This is a genomic window from Methanolinea sp. (assembly GCA_016699325.1).
Taxonomy (GTDB): Archaea; Halobacteriota; Methanomicrobia; order Methanomicrobiales; family Methanospirillaceae; genus UBA9949.
The window spans coordinates 308,982-329,715 of sequence record CP064971.1 but is presented as its reverse complement, the minus strand read 5'-3'; the positions used below and the strand labels follow the sequence as shown (position 1 = coordinate 329,715).

Genomic DNA, 20,734 nt, shown 5'->3' with positions numbered 1-20,734 from the left:
CGTTGTGCATACTTTTCTTGCAATGTCTTCGCTTGACGAGCTGATCCAGCGAGCACGGGCACTTCTTTCAGATGGCCACAGCCCCGGGCAGATTGCCGACGAGCTGAGCCTCTCCGTAGAGACCGTCACCTGGCTCCTGACCCAGCAGAAGGGTGGTGTAACCCCGAAGGATGTCGGTATCGACTGGACTGCCGTGAGCAGCAAGGGCCCGCTGCTCGATGACCTGGCCATGATGATGCTGAAACTCTATTACTCGGCTGCCAGCAGCGAGCCGAAGGGTGAAGCCCCGCCCGAACTGTTCCCCAGTGCTATCGTGGGGATCGCGATCTCGGGGATCCCGATTGCCACCCTCATCGCTGTTGCCGAAGACGTGGCGCTCGCCATATACCACCCTGCAAAACAGAGCACTAGAGATCCTCCGGTCGGTTCGATCAGCGGCAATTTTGCCCAGATTTCAGGGGAACGGTGCATTATCGTTGATGACGTGATCACTTCAGGGACAACCATGCACGAGGTTGTCCGGTATGTCCGCAAGCACGGTGGAAACCCGATCGCAGTCCTGGTTCTCTTTGACAAGCGCGGCATCAGGGATATTGACGGCGTGCCGGTATACTCGCTCTTCAGGATTTCCCGTATCGACTGACACGGATACTCACACTCTTTTGAAATATGGATTGGTTTATATAGAAGTTCAATTCCATTTTTTACCACATTGGAGGATAACCGATGCTTGGAGGACAACCAATTATTATTCTCAGGGAGAATGTGGAGCGGAACCGCGGGCTTGAAGCCCAGCGCTCCAACATTGCTGCCGCAAAAGCTATTGCCAGCGCGGTGAGAACCACCCTCGGCCCCCGGGGGATGGACAAGATGCTCGTCTCCGGGACCGGCGATGTTACCATCACCAACGACGGTGCAACAATCCTGTCCGAGATCTCGGTCCAGCACCCCGGTGCAAAGATGGTCATCGAGGTTGCCAGGGCTCAGGACGAGGAGGTTGGCGACGGCACGACAACTGCCGTCGTGCTGGTAGGATCGCTAATGGAACAGGCCGAGCGTCTCATAGTCCAGAAGATCCACCCCACCCTCATCGCCCAGGGATACCGCATGGGTATGCACAAGGCACTCGAGATCCTCGATGAACTCGCCGTGACCATCGATCCGTATGACCGGGGAAATCTCGTCAGGATCGCCGATACCGCCATGACCGGCAAGTCGATCGAATCGGTCAAGAGCAAGCTTAACGGCATCGTTGTCGATGCGGTCATGACCATTGCAGAAAAGAAGGACGGGGCCATCGTTGCCGATGAGGATAACGTCCTGATCAAGAAGCAGCGAGGAGACACGATGGACGACGCCGAGCTCGTACGCGGCGTGGTGCTGGACAAGACCCGGTTCTCTGAAGAGATGCCCCGGAAGGTCAGGAACGCAAAGGTTGCGCTGGTTGCGACCCAGATGGAGATCAAGAAAACCCAGGTCAAGGCAAAGATACGGATCAGCAGCCGCGACCAGATCAGCGCATTCTCCACCCAGGAGCGGGAAGCCCTCAAGAAACTGGCCGATGCGGTCATCGACAGCGGTGCCAACGTGCTGCTCTGCCAGAAGAGCATCGCCGATGCAGTCGGCTATTACCTCGCAAAGGGAGGGGTGCTGGCTGTCGAAGATGTACCTGAAAAGGACATGAAGTTCGCAGCCCTGGCACTGAATGCCGAGATCGTGAACAAGCCCGAGGACCTGACCGAAAAGAGCCTCGGAATTGCGGAGATCGTTGAGCAGCCTGATGATATCGAGATCGTGAAGATATCCGGGTGCCGGAACCCCAAGGCGGTCACCATCCTGCTCCGGGGCTCGACCGAGTATCTCCTCGATGAGCTTGAACGGGCGGTTGTCGATGGCACCCGTGTCGTCATGGATGCCATGGAAGACGGGAAGATGCTGGCCGGGGGCGGATCGGTTGAGACCGAGCTCCTGATGAAGATCCGTGACTTTGCAGCAACGGTCGGCGGAAGGGTGCAGCTTGCCATCGAGGCCTACGCCGCTTCCTTCGAGGTCATTCCCCAGACCCTTGCCGAGAACTCGGGGTTCAATCCTCTCGACAAGCTGGTCGAGCTGAAAAGTGCCCACGCAAAGGGGAAGAAGTATGCCGGGCTCAATGTCTACAACGGGAAGATCATCGATATGCTCAAAGAGGGAGTGGTCGAGCCTCACCGGTCCAAGCGCCAGTCCATCCAGAGCTCTGCAGAAGCAGCCATCCTACTAATGCGGGTGGACGATATGATGATCACCCAGCAGAAAGAGCCGGCAGGTGCCCCGCCCTCCTAACCCCGTGAGCAGGTCGACAGAACCTCCACACACTCCTCTTTTATCTCGGCATCCTGGGGGATGCTCCGCTTTCCACGGAGGATTAGGACGGTATCGGGAATGATCCCGAGTGAGAGCAGGGCTTTTTCATAGGTATCCCCGGCCTTTCCGTGGTATTCCACGACCTCGTTCCCGGGCAGGAGGACAAACCGGCAGGTGACCGTCATTCGATACCATTATACTGGTGGCCAAGAAAAATATGTGATCTCTCTGGCCGAGGTAGTCTAGCCCGGGAAGGCGATGGTCTCGAAAACCATTGGCGCCCTGCGCCTCGGGAGTTCAAATCTCCCCCTCGGCGTCTTTTCAGGAATTACCCGGGATTTCAGTTTATCCCGGATAGGTTATTAAAAAAAAGCCCTGGCAGCGTGTTCATGATCACGCGGCTTCTCCTGTTCAGCCTCTTCGTGGCAGCGGGTCCGGCAGAGAGGATAGTGACGAGACGGATCAGGGAGTCCGGGGTTCCCGTGACGATTTTACCCCGATGCCTTCGAATGTTGCCACCAGGCGGTCACCTTCGAACACTCTCACATGGTAGAGGGAATGGCGGGCATCCTCCCCCACCCGTTCAGCAACCGCTTCAAGTCTCCCGGCAGCAGGGGAAAGGTACATGATCGAGGCTGTAACCGCCACTTCCGGAGGATCTTCCATGTTGGCAGCGATCCCGAATGCCTGGTCGGCCAGTGCGAATATTGCTCCTCCATGGATTGTCAGGTTGGGGTTCCCTTTACCTTCGGGGTCCATCACCACCCGTGCCCATCCAGGGCCTGCCGCAATGATCTCCATGCCGAGCAGGCAGGCAAAGGGGGAACGGTTGAAGGACTCGATCCGTTCATGCCGCCCGCCCAGGTCATGCGGTCCGGCGCCGTTTCCGGTCATGCACACCCATGGTGCCAGGAGGTCATCCCCCTGCACCCCAGTCCGTTACCCGGGGCTGTCATTTTTTATACTCTTTCCTCGAGTAAGAATGCTTTTCCGATTCTCCTCCCTTTGCTACGATGTACATCCATTCGTAGAGCGACCTGACGGTCCCGAACTGCTCGTAGCGGCGCATGGAGAAAAAGACCCGCATCCGGTTCTCAAACTTCACCCGCCCCTGTTCTCTCATCCGCCGTGCTATCTCGAGATCGTCTCCCGCGTCGATGCAGGCATACATCCCGGCCCCGATGAAGGCTGCTTTCCGAAACGCGCTGTTGCATCCAAGGGTATAGAAGAAGAGACCGGAATAATAGCCGAAGCGTGAGAACATGTTGGCCAGGGCGAGAAAGAGATGGTTCTTGATCCCTTTCTCGACAGGGTCGACCGGACCGTACAGCTGGACCACCGATCGGTCGCGCTCGAACCCTTCCCTGATGACCTCGAGCCATCCGGGAGGGATAATGCAGTCGGCATCCGTGGTGGCGATGATATCTCCCGCAGCCCTCAAAGCACCATCGTTCCGGGCGCCGCCGACTTTCCTGCTCGTCTGGACAAAGACCAGGTCTGCATACCGTGCCGCAATTTCCCGCGTCCTGTCCTTTGAGCCTCCATCGACCACGATAACCTCGTACTGGTCGCGGGGGAGGGTCTGTCGCTCCAGCGATTCGAGGCAGGCGGCAATGTTGTGCTCCTCGTTGTATGCCGGGACTACCACGGAGATCATGCGTCCACCAGTTCCCTGTACAGAGCGAGGTGGCGCTGTGCGATATCCCTGATATCGAACTTTTCAGTGAACGCCCGGGCACCTGCAGCACATGATGCGAGCCTGCCGCTGTCATCGATCAGGCTGGCTGCATCTTCCCGCGACCGGAAATAGAGGATGTTTTCTCCGAATATATCGTGGAACTCGGAGATGTCGCGGGCGATAACCGGCAGGCTGCACGAGAGTGCTTCCATGATAACCAGGCCGAATGTCTCTGCGTAGGAGGGCATGAAAAACAGGTCGGCAGCACTGTAGGGCGAGACGATCTCTTTCACGTACCCGGGATAGATGACATTCTCGCCGCACCGTCGTTTTAACCGCCGGATCCTTGTCCAGTCCTTGGAAAGGGCCCCGTACGGGAACCCTCCCACCCATACAAAGGTCTTTTCCGGTAACATCCGTGCCAGGGCAAGGAAGTCATAGAGTCCTTTTCGCGGCGTAAGCTGGGCAACCGAGAGAACCACTTCCTGGTCTTCAGGAATGCCAAACCGTTCACGGAAAGCAGCCCTCTTCTCATTATCCCTCTGGAAGTAAGTCCGGTTGACACCGTTCGGGATACAGGTCACCGGAATATCTGGCACCATGGCCGTCACTTCATCGGTGCACGGCTGGGAAATGGTAATGATGTGGTCGAATTTCCGGTAGATCTTCGGGTATCGTTTGTTGATGAATCGTGCCAGTGCAATGTTATCAAGGTTGACCCGCGGTGTCGAATGGGCGGTCAGGACTGTTTTTCCCCGTGCCATCCGCCGGTTCAGCATTGCAAGGGGGCCGAAGGTGTGGTAATGGATGAGATCGGCCCTGCCCGGCAGGCCCTTCCAGGAAACCTCGACTCCTTCCAAAGACGCAATTTCCCGGTACAGGGTCTTTGCCACAGTGGCGCAGCCGATGTACTTGAAAAAGAGCATGTCCTCAACGTAAAATCTGACCTTCACCCCGGCCACCCCGTATACTCCATGACGCTCCGGATACAGGCGTCCATGTTCAGGTATTCAAACTGGGCAAATCTCCCCACGAGATCTATCCCAATCTTCCGGCAGTAGTCCCGCACCATGGCAATGGTATCGGGATACTCCAGGTCGTATACCACGTATGCGAACCGGTGCCGGTCAAGGCCGGTGTAAACGATATCCCCTGCCGAGACGAGATCCATCTTTTCCAGCGATTCCACGACATGGCTGACAATCTCCCGGTCACTCATGCGGGAGACCGGGTCGCCATCGTTGTAGGTGATCTCGGTAAGGATTGATCCATATCCTTCCGGCGTTACTTCCCTGCTGTAGTTGGAAGGAAAGGATACCCGGTTCATGAGGCCGAGGCCGGGGTCAGGGATGTAGAGCCAGGAGATATCCGGGACATCCCCCCGTGTCCCGATGTACACAGAGCAGACCGAGTTGTAGCGGAGGGCATCCACCGCGTCCTGGACCTCCGGCGGAACACCCTGGAGGGCGGCAAACAGGTTCTGGAGCGGCATGGTGCAGACCACCCGGTCTGCCTTCACGGTCCGAATCCCATCCCCGATCTCCCAGCCCCCTCCGGCCTTCCGGAGGCTTTTGACTTCAAATCCACAGGTGATACAATCATTCACAGGCCCGGCAAGCGCCTGGACAAGGGCTTCGATTCCTCCCCGTACCGGGTAGGAGAAGACTGACTGGTGGGTGTAGCCCTCGGTCTCGATGCCGACCGCGGATTTGATGATGTCATCCACCGGAGGTCTCGGAACCCGTCCCTCGACCCAGTGGGGAGACATCCGGTCAGGAGGGAAGTTCCAGATCTTGCTGTTGTAGGGAAGGAGGTAGCACTCGGCAATCCCCTTCCCGAACGTGGTCGTGATCCAGTCTGCGAAGGTCACCACCGGGGGGAGTTCACCTTTCTCGGCAGCAATCAGGGTCCTGATGAACTCCGAGAGGCAGTAGTAGCAGTCCTCCCTGGGGAGATCGGAGAGGCCGTTTTCAAACGGGTACTTCACGAACCGGCCTTTATAAAAGATCTTCGTGTTGCGCACCCGCTCGTCCCGGTTCTCTCCGAGCACGGAGAGCATGAATTCCAGCACCTCGCGGTCGCGGGAGAAGATGATGTGGGATCCGCCGGTATCAAAGGTGAATCCCGCTTCACTGCGGGAGCGGCAGAGCCCGCCGATCCTCTCTTCGGCCTCCAGCACGACGACCTTGCCGCCCTGCTCGCGTAGGATCCGGGCGAGGGTGATCCCGGAAAGACCGCCCCCGAGGATTGCAGTCGTCACTTCACTATACATCGGACTCATGGATTTATATGAGCTCTGCCACGGCCGGATCATGCCGACCCAGAGGATATTTTGCTGATGAAGTGCCACCCGGGAGTGTGGAGTGGACCGATGGATACTGATCTGAAGGTAGGAGGAGTCACCGTCACCAATCTGGACCGGGTCCTCTACCCTTCTTCCGGGGTGTCCAAGAGGGATGTCATCGAGTACTATATCAGGGCCGCCCCCCGGATGCTTCCGTTCTTCTCTGGCCGGCCGCTGGTCATGCAACGGTTTCCCGAAGGAGTGGGGCAGGCGGGCTTTTACGAAAAGAATGCCCCTGCCGGTACACCCGGTTTTGTAACCCTGCATCGCCACTATTCCCGGTCGGCAGAGCGGGAGATCCGGTACGTGGTTTGCGACCGTGTTGAGACGTTGATCTGGATGGCGAACCTGGCAGCGCTGGAACTGAACATCGTGCTTGCACGAACCGACGACCCCGAGCGTCCGGACATCATGCTCTTCGATCTCGATCCCGAACCGCCGGCAGGATTCACCGAGGCGGTGGAGACGGCACAGGGGCTCGGTGAAGTTCTCGGAGAACTCGGGCTCTCTTCCTTTGTAAAAACCTCCGGAAGGAAAGGTCTACACGTGGTCATTCCCCTGGAACGAGTCTACCGGTTCGAGGAAACACGATCCTTCGTGCACGCTCTCGGCATCCTTCTCTCCCGGCGCCTCCCCGGGGTGGTATCGGAGCTTTCCGGGACCCACGTGGCCGGGACGGTCTTTGTGGATTACCTCCAGAATGCGGCCTGGAAGACCATGATCGGCCCGTACAGCCTGAGGGCTACCGCGGAGGCCACGGTATCGATGCCCCTTGCCTGGGAGGAGCTCCGGGAGGGGCTCGTGCCCGAAGACTTTACTATTCATACGGCGATTTCCAGAACAGGAGATCCATGGAAGGGGTTTTTCGACAGGGCAGAACGCCTGCCAAAGGTGAACCATGATTGAGGAAGAGCAGGAGTCCGGCCCGGTTCCGCGCCGGGCGTTCTGGACCGGGAGCATCAGTATCGGTCTCGTGAACGTGCCGGTCCGGTTGATGGTAATGGTCAGGGAGCATACCATCTCCTTCCGGCTGCTGCACCGGAAGGATGGCCAGCCGATCCGATACCAGCGGGTCTGTACCAGCGAGGGAAAGGAAGTTCCCTGGGAGGACATCGTCAGGGGATACGAGGTCCGGGAGGGAGAGTATATCATGATTGAGAAGGACGAGCTCGAAGCAATCAGGCCGGAATCTGACCGGCGAATCCGTATCGACCGGTTCATTAACGTGCTTGAAGTGGAACCGGTCTTCTATGACCGGACCTACCTTCTTGTCCCGGACGGGCCTCCCGAGGCCTATGCACTGCTCATGGAAGCGTTCCGGAAGAAGGGACGGGCCGGGATCGGCCGGATCACGCTCCGGACCCGCGAGTATCCTGCCCTTGTCCGGGAGTACCGGGACGCCCTGATCCTGACCACTCTCCACTATCCCGATGAGGTGACCGATCCCGCTGTGGTCGAGGAACTCTCTTCCATCCCGGCTCCGGGAAAAAAAGAGCTCGCCCTGGCCGAGCGTATCATCGATGACCTCACCGGGGAGCTCGACCTTGCCGGTTACCACGACACCTACCGGGAGCGGATCGAGGAACTGATCCAAAAGAAGATGGAGGGCGAGACGGTCCACGTCGAGAAACCAAAGGCCGCTGAGACCCGGGAGCTCGTGTCCGCGCTCGAAGAGACCCTTGCCCGGCTGAAGGAGTCGCGATAGGGATGGATCGAAAAACCATGGGATGCCGGGAGGCGGTCTGAACCATGCCGCTCAGGGAGTACCGGGAGAAGCGGGATTTTTCGAAGACCGGAGAGCCGGAAGGAAGTGAAAGACAACCAGGCGGTACCGGGAAGATCTTCGTCGTCCAGGAGCACCAGGCTAGGCAACACCACTTCGACCTCCGGCTGGAGCGGGACGGGGTACTGGTCTCTTTTGCGGTGCCAAAAGGTATCCCGGAGAAGCCTGGTGAGAAGAAGCTCGCCGTCCGGACCGAGGATCACCCCCTCGAGTATGCCGATTTCGAGGGAACCATTCCCAAAGGGGAGTACGGCGCAGGAACCGTGACCATATGGGACCGGGGGCTTTACGAACCGCTGGAATGGAAGGACGACAAGATCGAAGTGGTGATGAAGGGGGACCGGCTTTCCGGGCGCTATGTCCTGGTCCGGTTTAAAAAGGCGGAAGAGAAGGACTGGCTGCTCCTGAAAGCGAAGGATGATTAAAAGGACCCCGGTCCGGTGCTGCTGGCAGCCGCACCGTCGGGTCTGGATGGCGCTCTGAAAGATCACCCAATTGTCGGTTTCGAATTAAACATGGGATAACACAAGGCATGCCATGAAATACCTCGGATCATCAGCCATGGAGCAAGGATATTACTCTTATTTCCCCTGAACCGTTTGAATTGCACGCATTTTTCTGAAGTCTCTTATAGCCACCGCTACCAGACTCCCTGCCGTTTGAGAGTCCCCCAACCGGACAATATTAAATGAAACCGATGAAAACCAGGTTTTTAACATGCACTCTCTCAACAGTTATGTCCAGGACATTACCACCTTGGTAGGTTCGATCCGCACATCCTTTCATCATACATCTCTTCTGGCCTCCTGCGAAAGGAAAATATTTCAAATCCCTGCCTGCTCCCTATAAACAACATACTGGTTCCCGTCACTGAGGGTGACCGGCTGGAAGAGGATGGTCTTACATTCCCCGTCTGCACACCGCACATCATAAATGCGGGACCTGACCTGCCCTGTCCCGGCATGCAGGAGGTCTTTCTTCCAGGCGGTGACAGCTTCCTTCCGGCATTCCGGGTCCGGAAATGCTCTTCCGAACCACTCGCGGCCGGTGGGGATATCAGAAAGAGTATAGCCAAAGAGATCGACAAATGCCCGGTTGAGGAAGGTATAGCAGCCTTCAGAATCGATGATGCTCATTGCGCCGGGGAGGAGGTCTAACACTTCGCGGAAGCGTTGTTCGCTCCTGAGGAGGGCATCCGCGGTCATCCGCTGGGCAATGGCGATGGATGCCTGCCTGATGAACGATTCGAAGATCTGTCGGTCTTCAAGGATCTCTCCCTGCGGCACGAAAATTCCAACAAGCCCGAAGAGCTGGTTCTTCCAGATCAACCCGATACAATAGAATTTTTCGATACCGAACCGGTCAAGGATTGCATCGCAGATCTCGCCTGGGATCTGCCGGAAGCAGATATCGTAAAATGAGGCGGTTTTCGTTCCGGAACCTGGACGGAGTACAAATTCCTGCGTCGTGAAAATGGATTCGAGGGTTTCATGATAGGGGGCATCGAAGATTGTGGCTGTTGGAAAAACCAATCCAACGGGATCCCTCCCCAGCAACTCGATCAGGCCCTCGTGAAATTCAGGACCGGCAATGGCCCGGATAGAAAATTCTTTTAGCAGCTCGTCATAGGACTGGACATATACAAGGCCTTTCGGTATGATCTCAAGGATTCGGTTGACAATGTAATTGAAAATATTGGCATCGGGTGCCAGATCAACCAGTTCCATCGCGGTTCTTGCCAGGAACTCCATATTCCGGAGATAGTGCTTCTGTTCGGTAATGTCCTCAAGCACCAGGGTACATCCTTTTCCCCCGTCATCGAACGTGGTAGGGATCACCTGCATCTGGAAGAAGAGATCCTTCCCGTCACCCCCGTGCCGGAGATTGGTGATGATCTGTTCCCTCTCCAGACTTCCAATGACCGCGAGAGCTTCCGGTGAAGATACGACGGGGATCTCAGCTTCTTCGAGCGTTCTTCCCACCAATTCTTCCTTTGGCCGCCGGAGTGTTTTTTCACACTGGTCATTGACCTGAATGATCCTCTGATGGTCGTCAAGCACCAGGATCAGGTTCTTCGTGAAACAGAGAAAAGCAGAGAGGGGGACCCTCCGGGCGGTATAGTAGACCTTGGCATTTCCGATCAACCGCAGTTCGACCTTCCCGGAAACCTCCAGGATATCGAGCTGCCGTGAAACCTTTTCCCGGGACACCCCGGTCTTTTTTGCAATATCGCTGATGGTCAATCCCTTGGGCTGGAACTTAAGGATTCTGAGGATCTGCGGTGCGAGCTCGGGCTCTCGTTGCATCTTGTGAAAGTTATCGTGTCAGGAAAATAAAAACACATCGCCATCCCGGTATTTGACACATGAATATACCCGGTTGCCGGAAACGAATGAGGCCTGGCTATCTTTCCTGGCATGGCAGATCGCTACCTCGCTCCGGTATGGTCCTTTCTTCTTTGCTTCCAGGGTCAAGTAACGGGACTTCAGATCGCGAGCGTCTTGAGAAGTTCGCAGGGGGTAAAGTCCCCCCCTGCCCCGGGGAATTCTTGACCTACACAAGGGACGGGATCCGAACCCTGTTGTGAGGTGAGGAGCCCCTATTCCCCTTCCACGAGCCGCTTCGCAAACGCCCGGGCGTTCTCCAGATCCTGCACATCGGGATGACCCTTGTTTGCCCAGGTGAACCCTAACAATCCGGCGGCGCCGGGACACCGGAACTTGCCGACGATCCGGGCACCCTTGCCGGTGAGCAGTTCTTCCATGCGCTTATCGTACTTCTCGTCCGGACCTCCTGCGGTATGGAAGAGGAAGACGTCTTTATCCAGGCGGGGGACCTTTTTGAGAAGTTTGAACAGGGACTTGTGGTACTTGCCCATATAGATGCCCGACCCGAACCCGACCAGGTCATACCGGGCAATCTCCTCCGGCCCGACCTCATCGACCTTCTTCAGCGTCGCTTTCATGGCTTCGGCCATGGTCTTTGCGACCTTCTCGGTGTTCATCTTGCTGTAGGACTTGTAGATGATGAGGATGTTCATGGATGCAAGGTCTGTGAGGGAGGGGATAAAGGTGGTGGGAGAAAAAACAGGCGCATGAAGCGGCAGAACCGGGTTACCTGTCCTGGGAGGAACAGTATGCCGGGCTCACATCTCTCCCGGGGAAAGGACGAAATCAGACGGGTATGCCATGAATGCCGTAGCAGAAAAAGACAGGCCAATGGGTTTCCTGGCCGAAAGGCCGCCTGGACGCCATTGCAGACGACGTATTTGCGATAGTCATCACCCTGCCCGCCCTCGTTCTTTCGATACCCCGGGTCTTTGAGGACCTCACCCCTGCCCCAGTCCACGAGTGGCCTGTCTTCCTGCGTGTGTCATCAGTTTAATGCGAATTATCGGTTGTGATAAACCGGGATTTGAAATTCAGTGGAGCATCACCAAATAAGAGAACACGTTTTTTTTGGAAATTACGTGTTTATATACCTAACTTCGCCACTTTTCAGTACTTCCATCAAATTTAAACGACTTAACCCAATTCGCCAGAAGCAATTTACCAGTGATTTGGCGCCTCCAGGCTACCATATCTCTTGATAAAATCTCCCCGCGGGGGGGGCGTTTTTGGGGAGAAGTTGGAAATGATCTTGACAGGATACCCAAAAGAAGGGAAGGATCGTAAGTGTCAAATTCGTGAGATAATTTTGAGGACTTTCAGATTTTTCACGGGATCTTTACAGAAAAGTTGTGTCCAACTCCCCGGACTTTGGTGAGGAAACGACCCATACACCTGATCACCACGTCGTTTGGACCAGTGCCGGATCGGCCGGCTCCCTTCTTTGAGGTCCCGGATGAACTTCTCTGCACGGTCACGATTTTTTGTAGGCTCAGGATGTTTTCGGGATCATCATCGATGGTTGATTCAAGCACGAAGAAACCTTCAAGACCGGTTACATAGGGGTTGGGGATATCGCCAATGATCTTCTGGAGATGACCACGGGCGATGATCCAACCCTCAGGAGCGATATACTGGCCGAGATCTTTTCCGCGTTCAACCTTCTTTGTGGAACCTTTCCCTTCTTTCCCGGTCTTTCTCAAGTTTCCTTGCTTTCTTCGTCCACGGTCACAGGCCAGGTCGTCACAAAAAAATATACGGACTTCTTCGCCATCCCGATTTTGACACATGAATAGACCGTTGCCAGAAACGAATGAAACCTGGCTTTCTTTCCTGGCATGGTAGATCGTTATCTCGTTCCGGTATGGTCCTTTCTTCTTTGCTTTCAGGGTCAAATAATGGAACTTCAGATCGCGGATCCTTTGTTTTCCTGGGTATTCCCCCCAGTCAAACACCAGAAGACTGCCTTCAGGAAGAACGCTCGAGCATAACCGGATCAGCATCTGCATATGCTTTTTATCCTGAACATTTCCTTTCTGGATGGCGACGCCATCTGGCGCAGGAGTTTTTCCAGGGCATCGATCTTCTCGGCATCACCGGTGACCGAGAGGGTCACCGTCTTTGAACCCACATCGATGATCTGGGCCCGGAAAATGGTGGCAACCTGCATGACCTCGGCGCGGCTGGTTCCCGGGTCGGCCGAGACCTTGATCAGGGCCAGTTCCCGCTCCACCCGCTCGTTCTCGGTGATGTCCGAGACCTTGATGACGTCGATTAGCTTGTTGAGCTGCTTCATCACCTGCTCGATCTGGGCATCATCCCCGATGCAGACGATGGTGATCCGGCTCATGCCCGGCTCCTCGCATACTCCCACGGCGAGGCTCTCGATGTTGAACCCCCGCCGGGAGAACAGGCCTGTCACCCGGGAGAGGACCCCGGCCTTATTCTCGACGAGCACGCTGAGGGTGTGGGCCTTCATTCCACGTTACCCCCGATCATCTCGTTGATTGCCGCCCCGGCCGGGACCATGGGGAAGACGTTCTCCTCCCGCTCCACCCTGAAATCCAGTATGAACGGGCCATCGGTATCGATCGCCGCCGTGAGCGCCGGCACAACGTCATCCGCGGACTCCACCCGCATCCCCTCCACGCCATAGGCATTGGCGACTTTCACGAAGTCGACCGGTGGGAGCTCGGTGAATGAGTAGCGGCGGTCGTGGAAGAGCTCCTGCCACTGCCGGACCATTCCCAGGAACCGGTTGTTAAGGATGGCCACCTTGACCGGGATGTTGTTGGTCGCCACCGTGGAGAGTTCCTGGATGTTCATCTGGAAGGACCCATCGCCGGCGATATCGAAGATAACCTGGTCGGGACGCGCGAAGTGGGCTCCCATGGCGGCCGGGAAACCGTAGCCCATGGTGCCGAGCCCGCCCGATGTGATCCAGGTCCGTGGTTTCCTGAAGCAGAAGTACTGTGCGGTCCACATCTGGTTCTGCCCGACCTCGCTCACGATGATCCCTTCGCCTTTGAGCAGCTCGGAGAGCTTCTCGACCACCAGCTGGGGACGCAGCACACCATCTCTCCTGTAGGTGAGGGGGTGTTTCTCCTTCCATCCCCGGATTCTGGCCTGCCACCGGTCATACTCCTTCTTCCTGCGGACCTTTACCAGCATGTCCTGGAGGACCGACTTCGTGTCTCCCACGATGGGGACATCAACTTTTTTGTTCTTCCCGATCTCGGCCGGGTCGATATCGATGTGGATGATCTTTGCCTGGGGGGCAAACGTGTCCAGTTTCCCGGTGACGCGGTCGTCGAACCGGGCACCGATGGCGATCAGGAGGTCGGACTCGGTCACCGCGAAGTTGGCCGAACGGGTCCCGTGCATCCCGAGCATCCCGAGGTTCAGGGGATGGTCACAGGGAACCGCGCCGAGTCCCATCAGGGTGGTGGTGATGGGGATTCCCATCGTATCGACGAAGGATATCAATTCCTCCGATGCGTCGGAAGAGATCACCCCTCCCCCGGCATAGACAAGGGGCCGCTCAGCCTCGAAGATCAGTTCGAGCGCCTTGTCGATCTGCTTGGCATGTCCGCGGATGGTCGGCTGGTAACCCCTGAGCATGACCGGTTCGGACTCCGGGAATTCGTATTCGATCGGCTTATTCGAGACATCCTTCGGCAGATCGATCAGGACCGGCCCCTTCCTCCCGGTACCCGCGATGTAGAAGGCCTCCCGGAGCACGTGCCCGAGATCCTCGGTGCGCTTCACCAGGTAGTTATGCTTGGTGATCGGGAGCGTGATGCCGGTGATGTCCGATTCCTGGAATGCATCGTTCCCGAGCAGGCTGGTCGGGACCTGTCCGGTGAGGGCCACCATGGGGACCGAGTCCATATAAGCCGTCGCAATCCCGGTCACGAGGTTGCAGGCTCCCGGTCCGGACGTGGCCAGGCATACGCCGACACGGCCGCTGGCACGGGCAAACCCGTCAGCAGCGTGCGCGGCCGCCTGTTCATGCCGTACAAGGATGTGCCGCAATGACGAGTCGTAGAGTTCATCATAGATCGGCAACACTACACCACCGGGGTACCCGAATATGGTCTCAACCCCTTCGCGCTGCAGCCCTTCAACCAGGATTCTTGCTCCGGTCTTCATGTTCTTCCCTCAAAAGTCTGTTCATTCCGGCGATAACCGCTTCGACACTTGCCATTATGATGTCTGTGCGGGCGCCTCGAGAGGTAATTATCTTTCCGTCTTTACTTAATCTTACCGTCACGTCCACGAGGGCATCGGTCCCGCCGTGTATTGCGTCAACGTGGTACTCCTCAAGCGCGATATCGCCAACGGCCGCAACCGATTTGCGGAGTGCCCCCATAGCCGCGTCAACCGGCCCGGTCCCCGTGGAAGCGCTGGTTATCTCTTCACCGAGTACATCCAGGGTGACCGAAGCAGTGGGAATGACATTGCTCCCGCTCACCACAGTGAACTGCTTCATTTTCAGGACCGGCCGGCACTCGATGGCCATCACCGCTTCAGCCACAGCCATGAGGTCGGCATCGGTGATCCGCATCCCCTGGTCACCGAGTTCCTTGATTCTCATGAGGATCTCTCTCAACTGGCGTTCGTCAGGGTGGTAATGGAGCTCGGTCAGTGCTGCTTCGACCGAGGCAGAACCGGAGTGCTTTCCGAGCAGGATACGCCGCTTCCTTCCGATTATCTCCGGGGGGACCGGTTCGTAGGTGCTCGGTTCGCGGAGGACCCCATGAGCATGGATTCCGCTTTCATGGGTGAACGCCATCTCTCCGACAATGGCCTTGTTGGTCGGGAGACCCACACCTGTCAGGCGGGAGACCAGTACTGAAAGAGGGTAGAGCTCCCTGGTCTTTATCCCGGTACGGTGATTGTAGAGGATCTCGAGGGCCATTACCAGTTCCTCGAATGGCACGTTACCGGCCCGCTCGCCGAGACCGTTGACCGTGGTGTGTGCGCAGGTTGCTCCTGCGCGGAGAGCGGCCATGGTATTGGCCATCCCCATCCCCAGGTCATCATGGCAGTGGATGGAGAGCGGTGCCAGGCAGAGCGGGGGGATGATCTCCGCAACCCGATCAGGGGTAAGAAGCCCGACCGTGTCACAGAAACAGAGCCGGTCGGCTCCCTGCGCAAGCCCTTCCTGGTAAACCTCGCGGACGAATGCCGGATCGGCACGGGAGGCGTCTTCACCGGACAGTTCCACGATGAGGCCACGCTCCTTGGCGTAGTTTACCGCCGACATGGCCATCTTTAATACCTTCTGGCGGGTCTTTCGCAGCTTCTTCTCGATGTGCAGGTCGCTAACCGGGATGACCAGGTGCACCGAGTCCGCACCATAATCAGCAGCATAATCGATGTCCTGTTGCACAGCCCTGACGTAGGTGCAGATCTCGGCTGCCAGCCCGGCTGATGAGATGAGCCTTAGTGCCTGGCGCTCTCCCTCTGATGCCGCCGCCGACCCGACCTCGATGACATGCACGCCGATGTCGGATAGTCGCTGTGCGATCTCGAGTTTTTCAGAGGGTTTCAATGAGACGCCGGGAGTCTGTTCCCCGTCCCGTAAGGTGGTATCAAAAAAGCGTACTTCGCTAGAGAATAAAACGATCTGTCATGGAAATTCCACCACAGAAGTACAGCTGGTGGTCATGGATACTTAAGCATTTGGATAAGGCCGGTAAAAAAAGATTATTTAAGCCTGGACAGTGACATCCCGCTCACCGCTCTCGTATAGCAGGGTCACATACCGGGTGAAGAATACCGTGAGGAACGGAGAGATGATCAACTGGAGTATTCCCCCGATAAAGGGGATCGATCCCAGAACGACCTGGACAACGAGGACGATTGCCCCCCCGATGATCAGGGCGAGTATGTAGGAACCCCAGCCGATCCTCCCAATCGTGGCAATGATGGCTGAAAAATTGAATGCCTCGCCAATCCTGCCTGTCCGGGCAAACCGTACCACACCGATTATCGCGAAGAGTCCGATTATAATAGCGACAATCAGGGCGATGAGAATGCCAAGAATGGCTCCTCCGATGAGCGGGAGAAGGGCCTCGAAGTCGGGCCCTGTCGAGAGTGCGGCCATGAATACAGCCCCGATCGAAAATGCAAGGATGATGATGACCGGGATGGTGTAGATAATCTCGATGAGGAGATACCTGATACCATCTGAGAACATCTTTCCGAAGCCTGAGACGGCCGGCAGGGGAACCTCTCCCCTGAATATTTTCACCATGTAGCCCATGAAGAATGTTCCGAGCAGCAATGCCACGATGAGTGCAACGGCAAAGGCCGCGATAACCGTCGGAATACCGGTTACCGTTCCGGTCATGAATAAGGGGATCATTGCCAGCAGCGCAAGACCGAACGGAATGACGGGTAACACTGACAGCACTATCAGCAGGATCCAGGTCACCGGATTTCCCAGCAGGCCATCCTTGGTATATCCAAAGGAATCACCCAGTAATTTTCCAAAGTCCATGTAATTCACCTGTCTTTCACTCATACGTTCCGGTGAACGGATTAAAATAAGTATCGTGACCGGTCAGTGACGGAAGTAGCGCACCCCGGTGAAGATCATGGCCATGCTCAGGGTGTTTGCCGCGGCAATCACCTCGGCATCGCGGATCGATCCACCCGGCTGGATGAGGGCTGTTGCTCCAGCGGCAGCAGCGATCTCCAGGGTGTCTGGGAACGGCAGGAAGGCATCGGACGCGACCACCGACCCGACCAGGGAGAAGAGGGACTTGTCGATAGCGATCTTTGCAGCATCCACGCGGCTCATCTGGCCTGCTCCGATTCCGAGCGTCCGCTGCCGGTCGGCAAAGATGATGGTATTGCTCCTGGTGTGCTTGCAGACTTTCCAGGCCAGGGTGAGTGCCGTAAGCTCATCCGGTGTCGCATCGCGGTCTGTTATCACCTTCCAGTGCTCACGGTAAGGAGGTGTCTCCTGCAGGAGGAGCCCGCCATCGATAGTCCGGAACTCGGGTCCGGATACCGGGCCGGGGAGGACCAGGACCCGCATGTTCTCCTTCCTCTCCATGGCCTCCAGGGCATCAGGGGTGAATGACGGTGCGGCAAGGACTTCAACAAAAGTCGAACATATCTCCTCGGCAAGAGGGAGCCCGACCTCGCGATTGACGGCGACGACCGATCCGTAGGCCGAAACCGGGTCGACATCGCGGGCGCGGACATAGGCTTCGAGGACGTGATTGCCAACCGCGACCCCGCAGGGGTTGTTGTGTTTCACGATGACGGTTGCAGGCTCATCGAATTCCCGAATCAGGCCGGCAGCAGCATGGAGGTCAAGGTAGTTGTTGTAGGACATCTCCTTTCCCTGGAGCGGGACTGCAGCAGCAATGCCGGTCTCACCGAAGACAGCGCCCTTCTGGTGGGGGTTCTCCCCGTATCGGAGCCTCCTGCCGTTCCGCACCTGGATGGAGAAGATTTCAGGGAGGTCGCGGCCTATCCTCTGGAAGTGATTGCTGATCGCAGCATCATACGCGGCAGTCAGGGCAAACGCCTTTTTTGCCAGTTCGAATCGCTGTTCCTGGGAAAAGCCTCCTGCGGCAAGTGCATCGAGAACCTGACCATAATCGGCCGGACTGGTGACGACCGCAACATTGCGGAAATTCTTTGCTGCTGCCCGGATCATCGCCGGCCCCCCGATGTCAATATACTCGGTGAGCTCCGCAAGATCGGAAATGGTTGCAGACATGTCCTCGAAGGGATAGAGGTTTGCTACCAGGAGGTCAATAGGGTGGATACCGTGTTCGGACATTGCAGGGTCGTCAATACCCCGCCGCCCCAGCAGGCCCCCGTGCACCCTGGGATGGAGGGTCTTGACCCGCCCGTCCATCATCTCCGGGGAGCCTGTATACGCTGCAACTTCGGTGAAACCGATGCCTGCTTCCCGGAGCAGGCGGCCGGTCCCGCCAGAGGAGAGGATCCCGACCCCGTGACCGGCCAGCGCCCGTGCCAGTTCCACGATCCCCCGTTTGTCCCATACTGAGATGAGCGCCCACTTCATGAAGAACTACTGTGACATGATCGGTTATCAGGTTGACCCCGGGGGCAGGAGCAGTGCGGGGAACCGGTATTGTCGGGCTTCTTCCTTGTGAAGGGTTATCCCCCCGGCCCTTCAATATGTGAACACGATGAGAGAGCCTCCCATCAAGAAGGTGCTTTACTGGTGTCCCCGCTGCAATGTCCCCCTGCTCGGGCAGGGCTGCGCATGCGGAGGACAGGGAGAACGAATACCACTCCTCCGACCCTACGACGTACGTCCCGCTTTCGGCACCGACCGGAATATGCTTTCCACCCTCCTCCTCCAGAGGTTTGGTACCGGCGATCTTCCAGAGATAATCCTCTTCAATAAGGCCGGTGGGCTCGACCGGAACGACCTGGTGATTGCCAACGGGGCCCGGTTCGGGTGGCTCTCGTTTCATCCCTGCACCAGGCGCTGGTCCTTTGTCCCTGAACAGGAAGCGCTTCCTTTCCTGCTCCCCCGTGCCCGGGCCGGGATAATCGACCTTGAGACGGCGTGCCGGGAACCAGAGGCGATTTCCGGCCGGAAGATAGGGGGAAAACGGGTTGCAGTCTGGACCGATCTCACGGACGGCCCGGTCATCGTCCTGTTTCGCGGGATGGCCGGGACGGGGATTCTTTCCGGAGACCGTCTGAAAATCAGGAAGATTGGCGTTGTGCCGGTGAGCGAATATCCCGATCCGGGCTGGAATGTCGCGGTGGAGAGGAACCGGATTCACCTGAAGAACCTTGAGCGGCACGCCGTCCGGTTCATCCGCCGGCATATGTACGACCGTCCGCGCGTGAACGTCTCCTTTTCGGGAGGCAAGGACAGCACCGTGGCCCTTGAGCTTGCCAGGAGGGCTGGTGTGACAGAAAGTTACTTCATCGATACCGGGATGGAATTTCCAGAAACGCTCTCATTTGTGGACGAGATGGGAATCGCGGTCCGGCTCGAAGGAGGAGGTCTTCTCAGGCACATCGCAGAACAAGGGCTCCCGACAAAGGATAACCGGTGGTGCTGTGAGCTGGTAAAGCTCCTCCCGGTAAAGCTGTGGCTCGGTGAGAAAGGTGAGTGTGTAACCATACAGGGGAACCGGTATTACGAATCCTTCTCCAGGGCAGGGTTGCCTCCGGTCAGCGAAAACCCGTTCCACCCCGGCCAATTGAATATCTCTCCTGTCCGGAACTGGCGAGCGCTCGAAGTCTTCCTCTACACCTGGTGGCGCAGGCTCGCCGTGAACCCGCTCTACGAGATGGGGTTTGAGCGCGTAGGGTGCTGGATGTGTCCGGCAATGCTGGAGAGTGAGTTTGAACTGGTGAGGACCGTTCATCCGGACCTGCATCACCGATGGCTCACGGTCCTGCAGGAGTATGCGGGAAAGCAGGGCCTCCCCCCTGAGTTTATCGGCTGTGGGCTGTGGAGATGGAAACATCCCCCTCCCAAGATGCAGGAGCTGTGCCGGGAGAACATGTCCCACGCCGCAAAGGAAGGGTAACCAGGGTTTTTCCCCCCACGCTGGTTGTGGGACCACTGGGACCACCGTTCCCAGCCGTCGTTTTCCGGCGGGTATGTAAAGAAATGATTTTATAGAACTACAATGCAATAATTATCTGATCGACCTATGACTCAGGACAAAGAGGAGGAATTTATCGAGCCAGTTCGGGAAATGAACGAAGAATCTTCCCCTGAACTTGCATCCCCCTCCCCTGGGGAGCTGCAGAAAGAGTACCAGGAACTGAACGATCGGTTTCTTCGTCTTGCTGCTGATTTTGAGAATTTCAGGAAACGGACGGAACGGGATTTCGATCTCCGGGTCAGGTTTGCCATCGAAGAGTTCGCCACCGAGCTCCTAGAGGTGATCGACAATTTCGAACGGGCCCTGAAAGAAAAAGATTCAGGAGCTCGGGAAGGGCTGGTACAGATCCACAAGCTCTTCAGGAGCATCCTCGAACGGCATGGCATCCGGCCGCTGGAATCGGTGGGTAAACCTTTCAACCCTGCCGAGCATGAAGCGGTTGCCTCCATCCCCTCGGATTGCGATGAAGGGATTGTCGTCGAGGAGTTCTGCCAGGGATACTGCATGAACGATCGGGTAATCCGCTACGCGAAGGTGGCGGTTTCGAAAGGAAAAGAAGGTGAGTGA

At 57.1% G+C, this 20,734-nt stretch carries 21 protein-coding genes and 1 tRNA gene; 8 read left to right on the top strand and 14 right to left on the bottom strand.

Annotation, left to right across the window (positions count from 1 at the left end; translation table 11 throughout):
* The first annotated feature begins 22 nt into the window (after window positions 1-22).
* Window positions 23-643, top strand: a complete 621-nt coding sequence (locus IPI71_01700) for an orotate phosphoribosyltransferase-like protein (protein ID QQR71265.1) — start codon at window positions 23-25, stop codon at window positions 641-643.
* An 83-nt stretch (window positions 644-726) separates the two neighbouring features.
* A complete protein-coding gene (locus tag IPI71_01695; GenBank protein ID QQR71264.1) occupies window positions 727-2,322 on the top strand; it encodes a thermosome subunit in 1,596 nt (531 codons plus the stop codon).
* Here the strand turns inward: IPI71_01695 and IPI71_01690 are convergent.
* On the bottom strand, window positions 2,319-2,528 hold the full coding sequence (locus tag IPI71_01690; GenBank protein QQR71263.1) for a thiamine S protein: 210 nt from the start codon (window positions 2,526-2,528) through the stop codon (window positions 2,319-2,321). The two genes, IPI71_01695 and IPI71_01690, sit on opposite strands and share 4 nt — an antisense overlap.
* Window positions 2,529-2,574: 46 nt before the next feature.
* On the opposite strand from IPI71_01690, the gene IPI71_01685 reads away from it, so the two are divergent.
* Window positions 2,575-2,659: transfer RNA gene (locus IPI71_01685), tRNA-Ser, on the top strand.
* 146 nt (window positions 2,660-2,805) lie between these two features.
* On the opposite strand, the gene IPI71_01680 is transcribed toward IPI71_01685, so the two are convergent.
* From IPI71_01680 to IPI71_01665, 4 genes are read right to left on the bottom strand one after another with little or no spacing between them, the layout of a single operon-like run.
* Window positions 2,806-3,237 carry a PaaI family thioesterase gene (locus IPI71_01680; protein ID QQR71262.1) on the bottom strand — a complete coding sequence of 144 codons (432 nt, stop codon included), beginning with the start codon at window positions 3,235-3,237 and terminating at the stop codon, window positions 2,806-2,808.
* Between the two features lie 58 nt (window positions 3,238-3,295).
* On the bottom strand, window positions 3,296-4,000 hold the full coding sequence (locus IPI71_01675; GenBank protein ID QQR71261.1) for a glycosyltransferase: 705 nt from the start codon (window positions 3,998-4,000) through the stop codon (window positions 3,296-3,298).
* On the bottom strand, window positions 3,997-4,974 hold the full coding sequence (locus IPI71_01670) for a glycosyltransferase family 4 protein (GenBank protein QQR71260.1): 978 nt from the start codon (window positions 4,972-4,974) through the stop codon (window positions 3,997-3,999). The genes IPI71_01675 and IPI71_01670 overlap by 4 nt, the downstream gene beginning before the upstream one ends.
* Complete coding sequence (locus IPI71_01665; GenBank protein ID QQR71259.1) at window positions 4,971-6,302, bottom strand: FAD-dependent oxidoreductase; 1,332 nt, start codon at window positions 6,300-6,302, stop codon at window positions 4,971-4,973. The genes IPI71_01670 and IPI71_01665 overlap by 4 nt, the downstream gene beginning before the upstream one ends.
* Before the next feature lie 90 nt (window positions 6,303-6,392).
* Here IPI71_01665 and ligD point away from each other — a divergent pair, with 90 nt between their 5' ends.
* From ligD to IPI71_01650, 3 genes are read left to right on the top strand one after another with little or no spacing between them, the layout of a single operon-like run.
* A complete protein-coding gene (gene ligD, locus IPI71_01660) occupies window positions 6,393-7,271 on the top strand; it encodes a non-homologous end-joining DNA ligase (GenBank protein QQR71258.1) in 879 nt (292 codons plus the stop codon).
* Window positions 7,264-8,070, top strand: coding sequence for a Ku protein (locus tag IPI71_01655; GenBank protein ID QQR71257.1), 807 nt, complete (start codon window positions 7,264-7,266; stop codon window positions 8,068-8,070). Before ligD ends, IPI71_01655 begins: the two co-directional genes overlap by 8 nt.
* Window positions 8,071-8,114: 44 nt before the next feature.
* Window positions 8,115-8,573, top strand: a complete 459-nt coding sequence (locus IPI71_01650; GenBank protein QQR71256.1) for an ATP-dependent DNA ligase — start codon at window positions 8,115-8,117, stop codon at window positions 8,571-8,573.
* Window positions 8,574-8,972: 399 nt separating this feature from the next.
* On the opposite strand, the gene IPI71_01645 is transcribed toward IPI71_01650, so the two are convergent.
* The 9 genes from IPI71_01645 to purH form a co-directional block, all read right to left on the bottom strand.
* The gene (locus IPI71_01645) at window positions 8,973-10,454 is read right to left on the bottom strand and encodes a PAS domain S-box protein (GenBank protein ID QQR71255.1); all 1,482 of its coding nucleotides are present in this window, start codon (window positions 10,452-10,454) and stop codon (window positions 8,973-8,975) included.
* Window positions 10,455-10,472: 18 nt separating this feature from the next.
* The gene (locus tag IPI71_01640) at window positions 10,473-10,622 is read right to left on the bottom strand and encodes a hypothetical protein (protein QQR71254.1); all 150 of its coding nucleotides are present in this window, start codon (window positions 10,620-10,622) and stop codon (window positions 10,473-10,475) included.
* A gap of 125 nt (window positions 10,623-10,747) precedes the next feature.
* Window positions 10,748-11,188: a flavodoxin gene (locus IPI71_01635; protein ID QQR71253.1), complete on the bottom strand. Its 441-nt coding sequence runs from the start codon at window positions 11,186-11,188 to the stop codon at window positions 10,748-10,750.
* A gap of 675 nt (window positions 11,189-11,863) precedes the next feature.
* Window positions 11,864-12,544, bottom strand: coding sequence for a hypothetical protein (locus tag IPI71_01630; protein QQR71252.1), 681 nt, complete (start codon window positions 12,542-12,544; stop codon window positions 11,864-11,866).
* Entirely contained in the window at window positions 12,532-13,014 is a 483-nt protein-coding gene (gene ilvN, locus IPI71_01625; protein QQR71251.1) for an acetolactate synthase small subunit, read from the bottom strand. The genes IPI71_01630 and ilvN overlap by 13 nt, the downstream gene beginning before the upstream one ends.
* The gene (gene ilvB, locus IPI71_01620; GenBank protein QQR71250.1) at window positions 13,011-14,687 is read right to left on the bottom strand and encodes a biosynthetic-type acetolactate synthase large subunit; all 1,677 of its coding nucleotides are present in this window, start codon (window positions 14,685-14,687) and stop codon (window positions 13,011-13,013) included. Before ilvB ends, ilvN begins: the two co-directional genes overlap by 4 nt.
* Window positions 14,659-16,167, bottom strand: coding sequence for a 2-isopropylmalate synthase (locus IPI71_01615; GenBank protein ID QQR71900.1), 1,509 nt, complete (start codon window positions 16,165-16,167; stop codon window positions 14,659-14,661). Before IPI71_01615 ends, ilvB begins: the two co-directional genes overlap by 29 nt.
* Before the next feature lie 84 nt (window positions 16,168-16,251).
* Window positions 16,252-17,043, bottom strand: coding sequence for a DUF4013 domain-containing protein (locus IPI71_01610; protein QQR71249.1), 792 nt, complete (start codon window positions 17,041-17,043; stop codon window positions 16,252-16,254).
* A gap of 63 nt (window positions 17,044-17,106) precedes the next feature.
* Window positions 17,107-18,591, bottom strand: a complete 1,485-nt coding sequence (gene purH, locus IPI71_01605) for a bifunctional phosphoribosylaminoimidazolecarboxamide formyltransferase/IMP cyclohydrolase (GenBank protein QQR71248.1) — start codon at window positions 18,589-18,591, stop codon at window positions 17,107-17,109.
* 127 nt (window positions 18,592-18,718) lie between these two features.
* Here purH and IPI71_01600 point away from each other — a divergent pair, with 127 nt between their 5' ends.
* Both IPI71_01600 and IPI71_01595 read left to right on the top strand, forming a co-directional pair.
* Window positions 18,719-20,086, top strand: coding sequence for a phosphoadenosine phosphosulfate reductase family protein (locus IPI71_01600; GenBank protein QQR71247.1), 1,368 nt, complete (start codon window positions 18,719-18,721; stop codon window positions 20,084-20,086).
* Between the two features lie 126 nt (window positions 20,087-20,212).
* A complete protein-coding gene (locus tag IPI71_01595; protein ID QQR71246.1) occupies window positions 20,213-20,734 on the top strand; it encodes a nucleotide exchange factor GrpE in 522 nt (173 codons plus the stop codon).

Bases quoted from the DNA above. Each gene is read 5' to 3' on its own strand.
- IPI71_01700 (QQR71265.1), top strand. From the start codon at position 23: ATGTCTTCGCTTGACGAGCTGATCCAGCGAGCACGGGCACTTCTTTCA.
- IPI71_01695 (QQR71264.1), top strand. From the start codon at position 727: ATGCTTGGAGGACAACCAATTATTATTCTCAGGGAGAATGTGGAGCGG.
- IPI71_01690 (QQR71263.1), bottom strand. From the start codon at position 2,528: ATGACGGTCACCTGCCGGTTTGTCCTCCTGCCCGGGAACGAGGTCGTG.
- IPI71_01680 (QQR71262.1), bottom strand. From the start codon at position 3,237: ATGACCGGAAACGGCGCCGGACCGCATGACCTGGGCGGGCGGCATGAA.
- IPI71_01675 (QQR71261.1), bottom strand. From the start codon at position 4,000: ATGATCTCCGTGGTAGTCCCGGCATACAACGAGGAGCACAACATTGCC.
- IPI71_01665 (QQR71259.1), bottom strand. From the start codon at position 6,302: ATGAGTCCGATGTATAGTGAAGTGACGACTGCAATCCTCGGGGGCGGT.
- ligD (QQR71258.1), top strand. From the start codon at position 6,393: ATGGATACTGATCTGAAGGTAGGAGGAGTCACCGTCACCAATCTGGAC.
- IPI71_01655 (QQR71257.1), top strand. From the start codon at position 7,264: ATGATTGAGGAAGAGCAGGAGTCCGGCCCGGTTCCGCGCCGGGCGTTC.
- IPI71_01650 (QQR71256.1), top strand. From the start codon at position 8,115: ATGCCGCTCAGGGAGTACCGGGAGAAGCGGGATTTTTCGAAGACCGGA.
- IPI71_01645 (QQR71255.1), bottom strand. From the start codon at position 10,454: ATGCAACGAGAGCCCGAGCTCGCACCGCAGATCCTCAGAATCCTTAAG.
- IPI71_01635 (QQR71253.1), bottom strand. From the start codon at position 11,188: ATGAACATCCTCATCATCTACAAGTCCTACAGCAAGATGAACACCGAG.
- IPI71_01630 (QQR71252.1), bottom strand. From the start codon at position 12,544: ATGCAGATGCTGATCCGGTTATGCTCGAGCGTTCTTCCTGAAGGCAGT.
- ilvN (QQR71251.1), bottom strand. From the start codon at position 13,014: ATGAAGGCCCACACCCTCAGCGTGCTCGTCGAGAATAAGGCCGGGGTC.
- ilvB (QQR71250.1), bottom strand. From the start codon at position 14,687: ATGAAGACCGGAGCAAGAATCCTGGTTGAAGGGCTGCAGCGCGAAGGG.
- IPI71_01610 (QQR71249.1), bottom strand. From the start codon at position 17,043: ATGGACTTTGGAAAATTACTGGGTGATTCCTTTGGATATACCAAGGAT.
- purH (QQR71248.1), bottom strand. From the start codon at position 18,591: ATGAAGTGGGCGCTCATCTCAGTATGGGACAAACGGGGGATCGTGGAA.
- IPI71_01600 (QQR71247.1), top strand. From the start codon at position 18,719: ATGAGAGAGCCTCCCATCAAGAAGGTGCTTTACTGGTGTCCCCGCTGC.
- IPI71_01595 (QQR71246.1), top strand. From the start codon at position 20,213: ATGACTCAGGACAAAGAGGAGGAATTTATCGAGCCAGTTCGGGAAATG.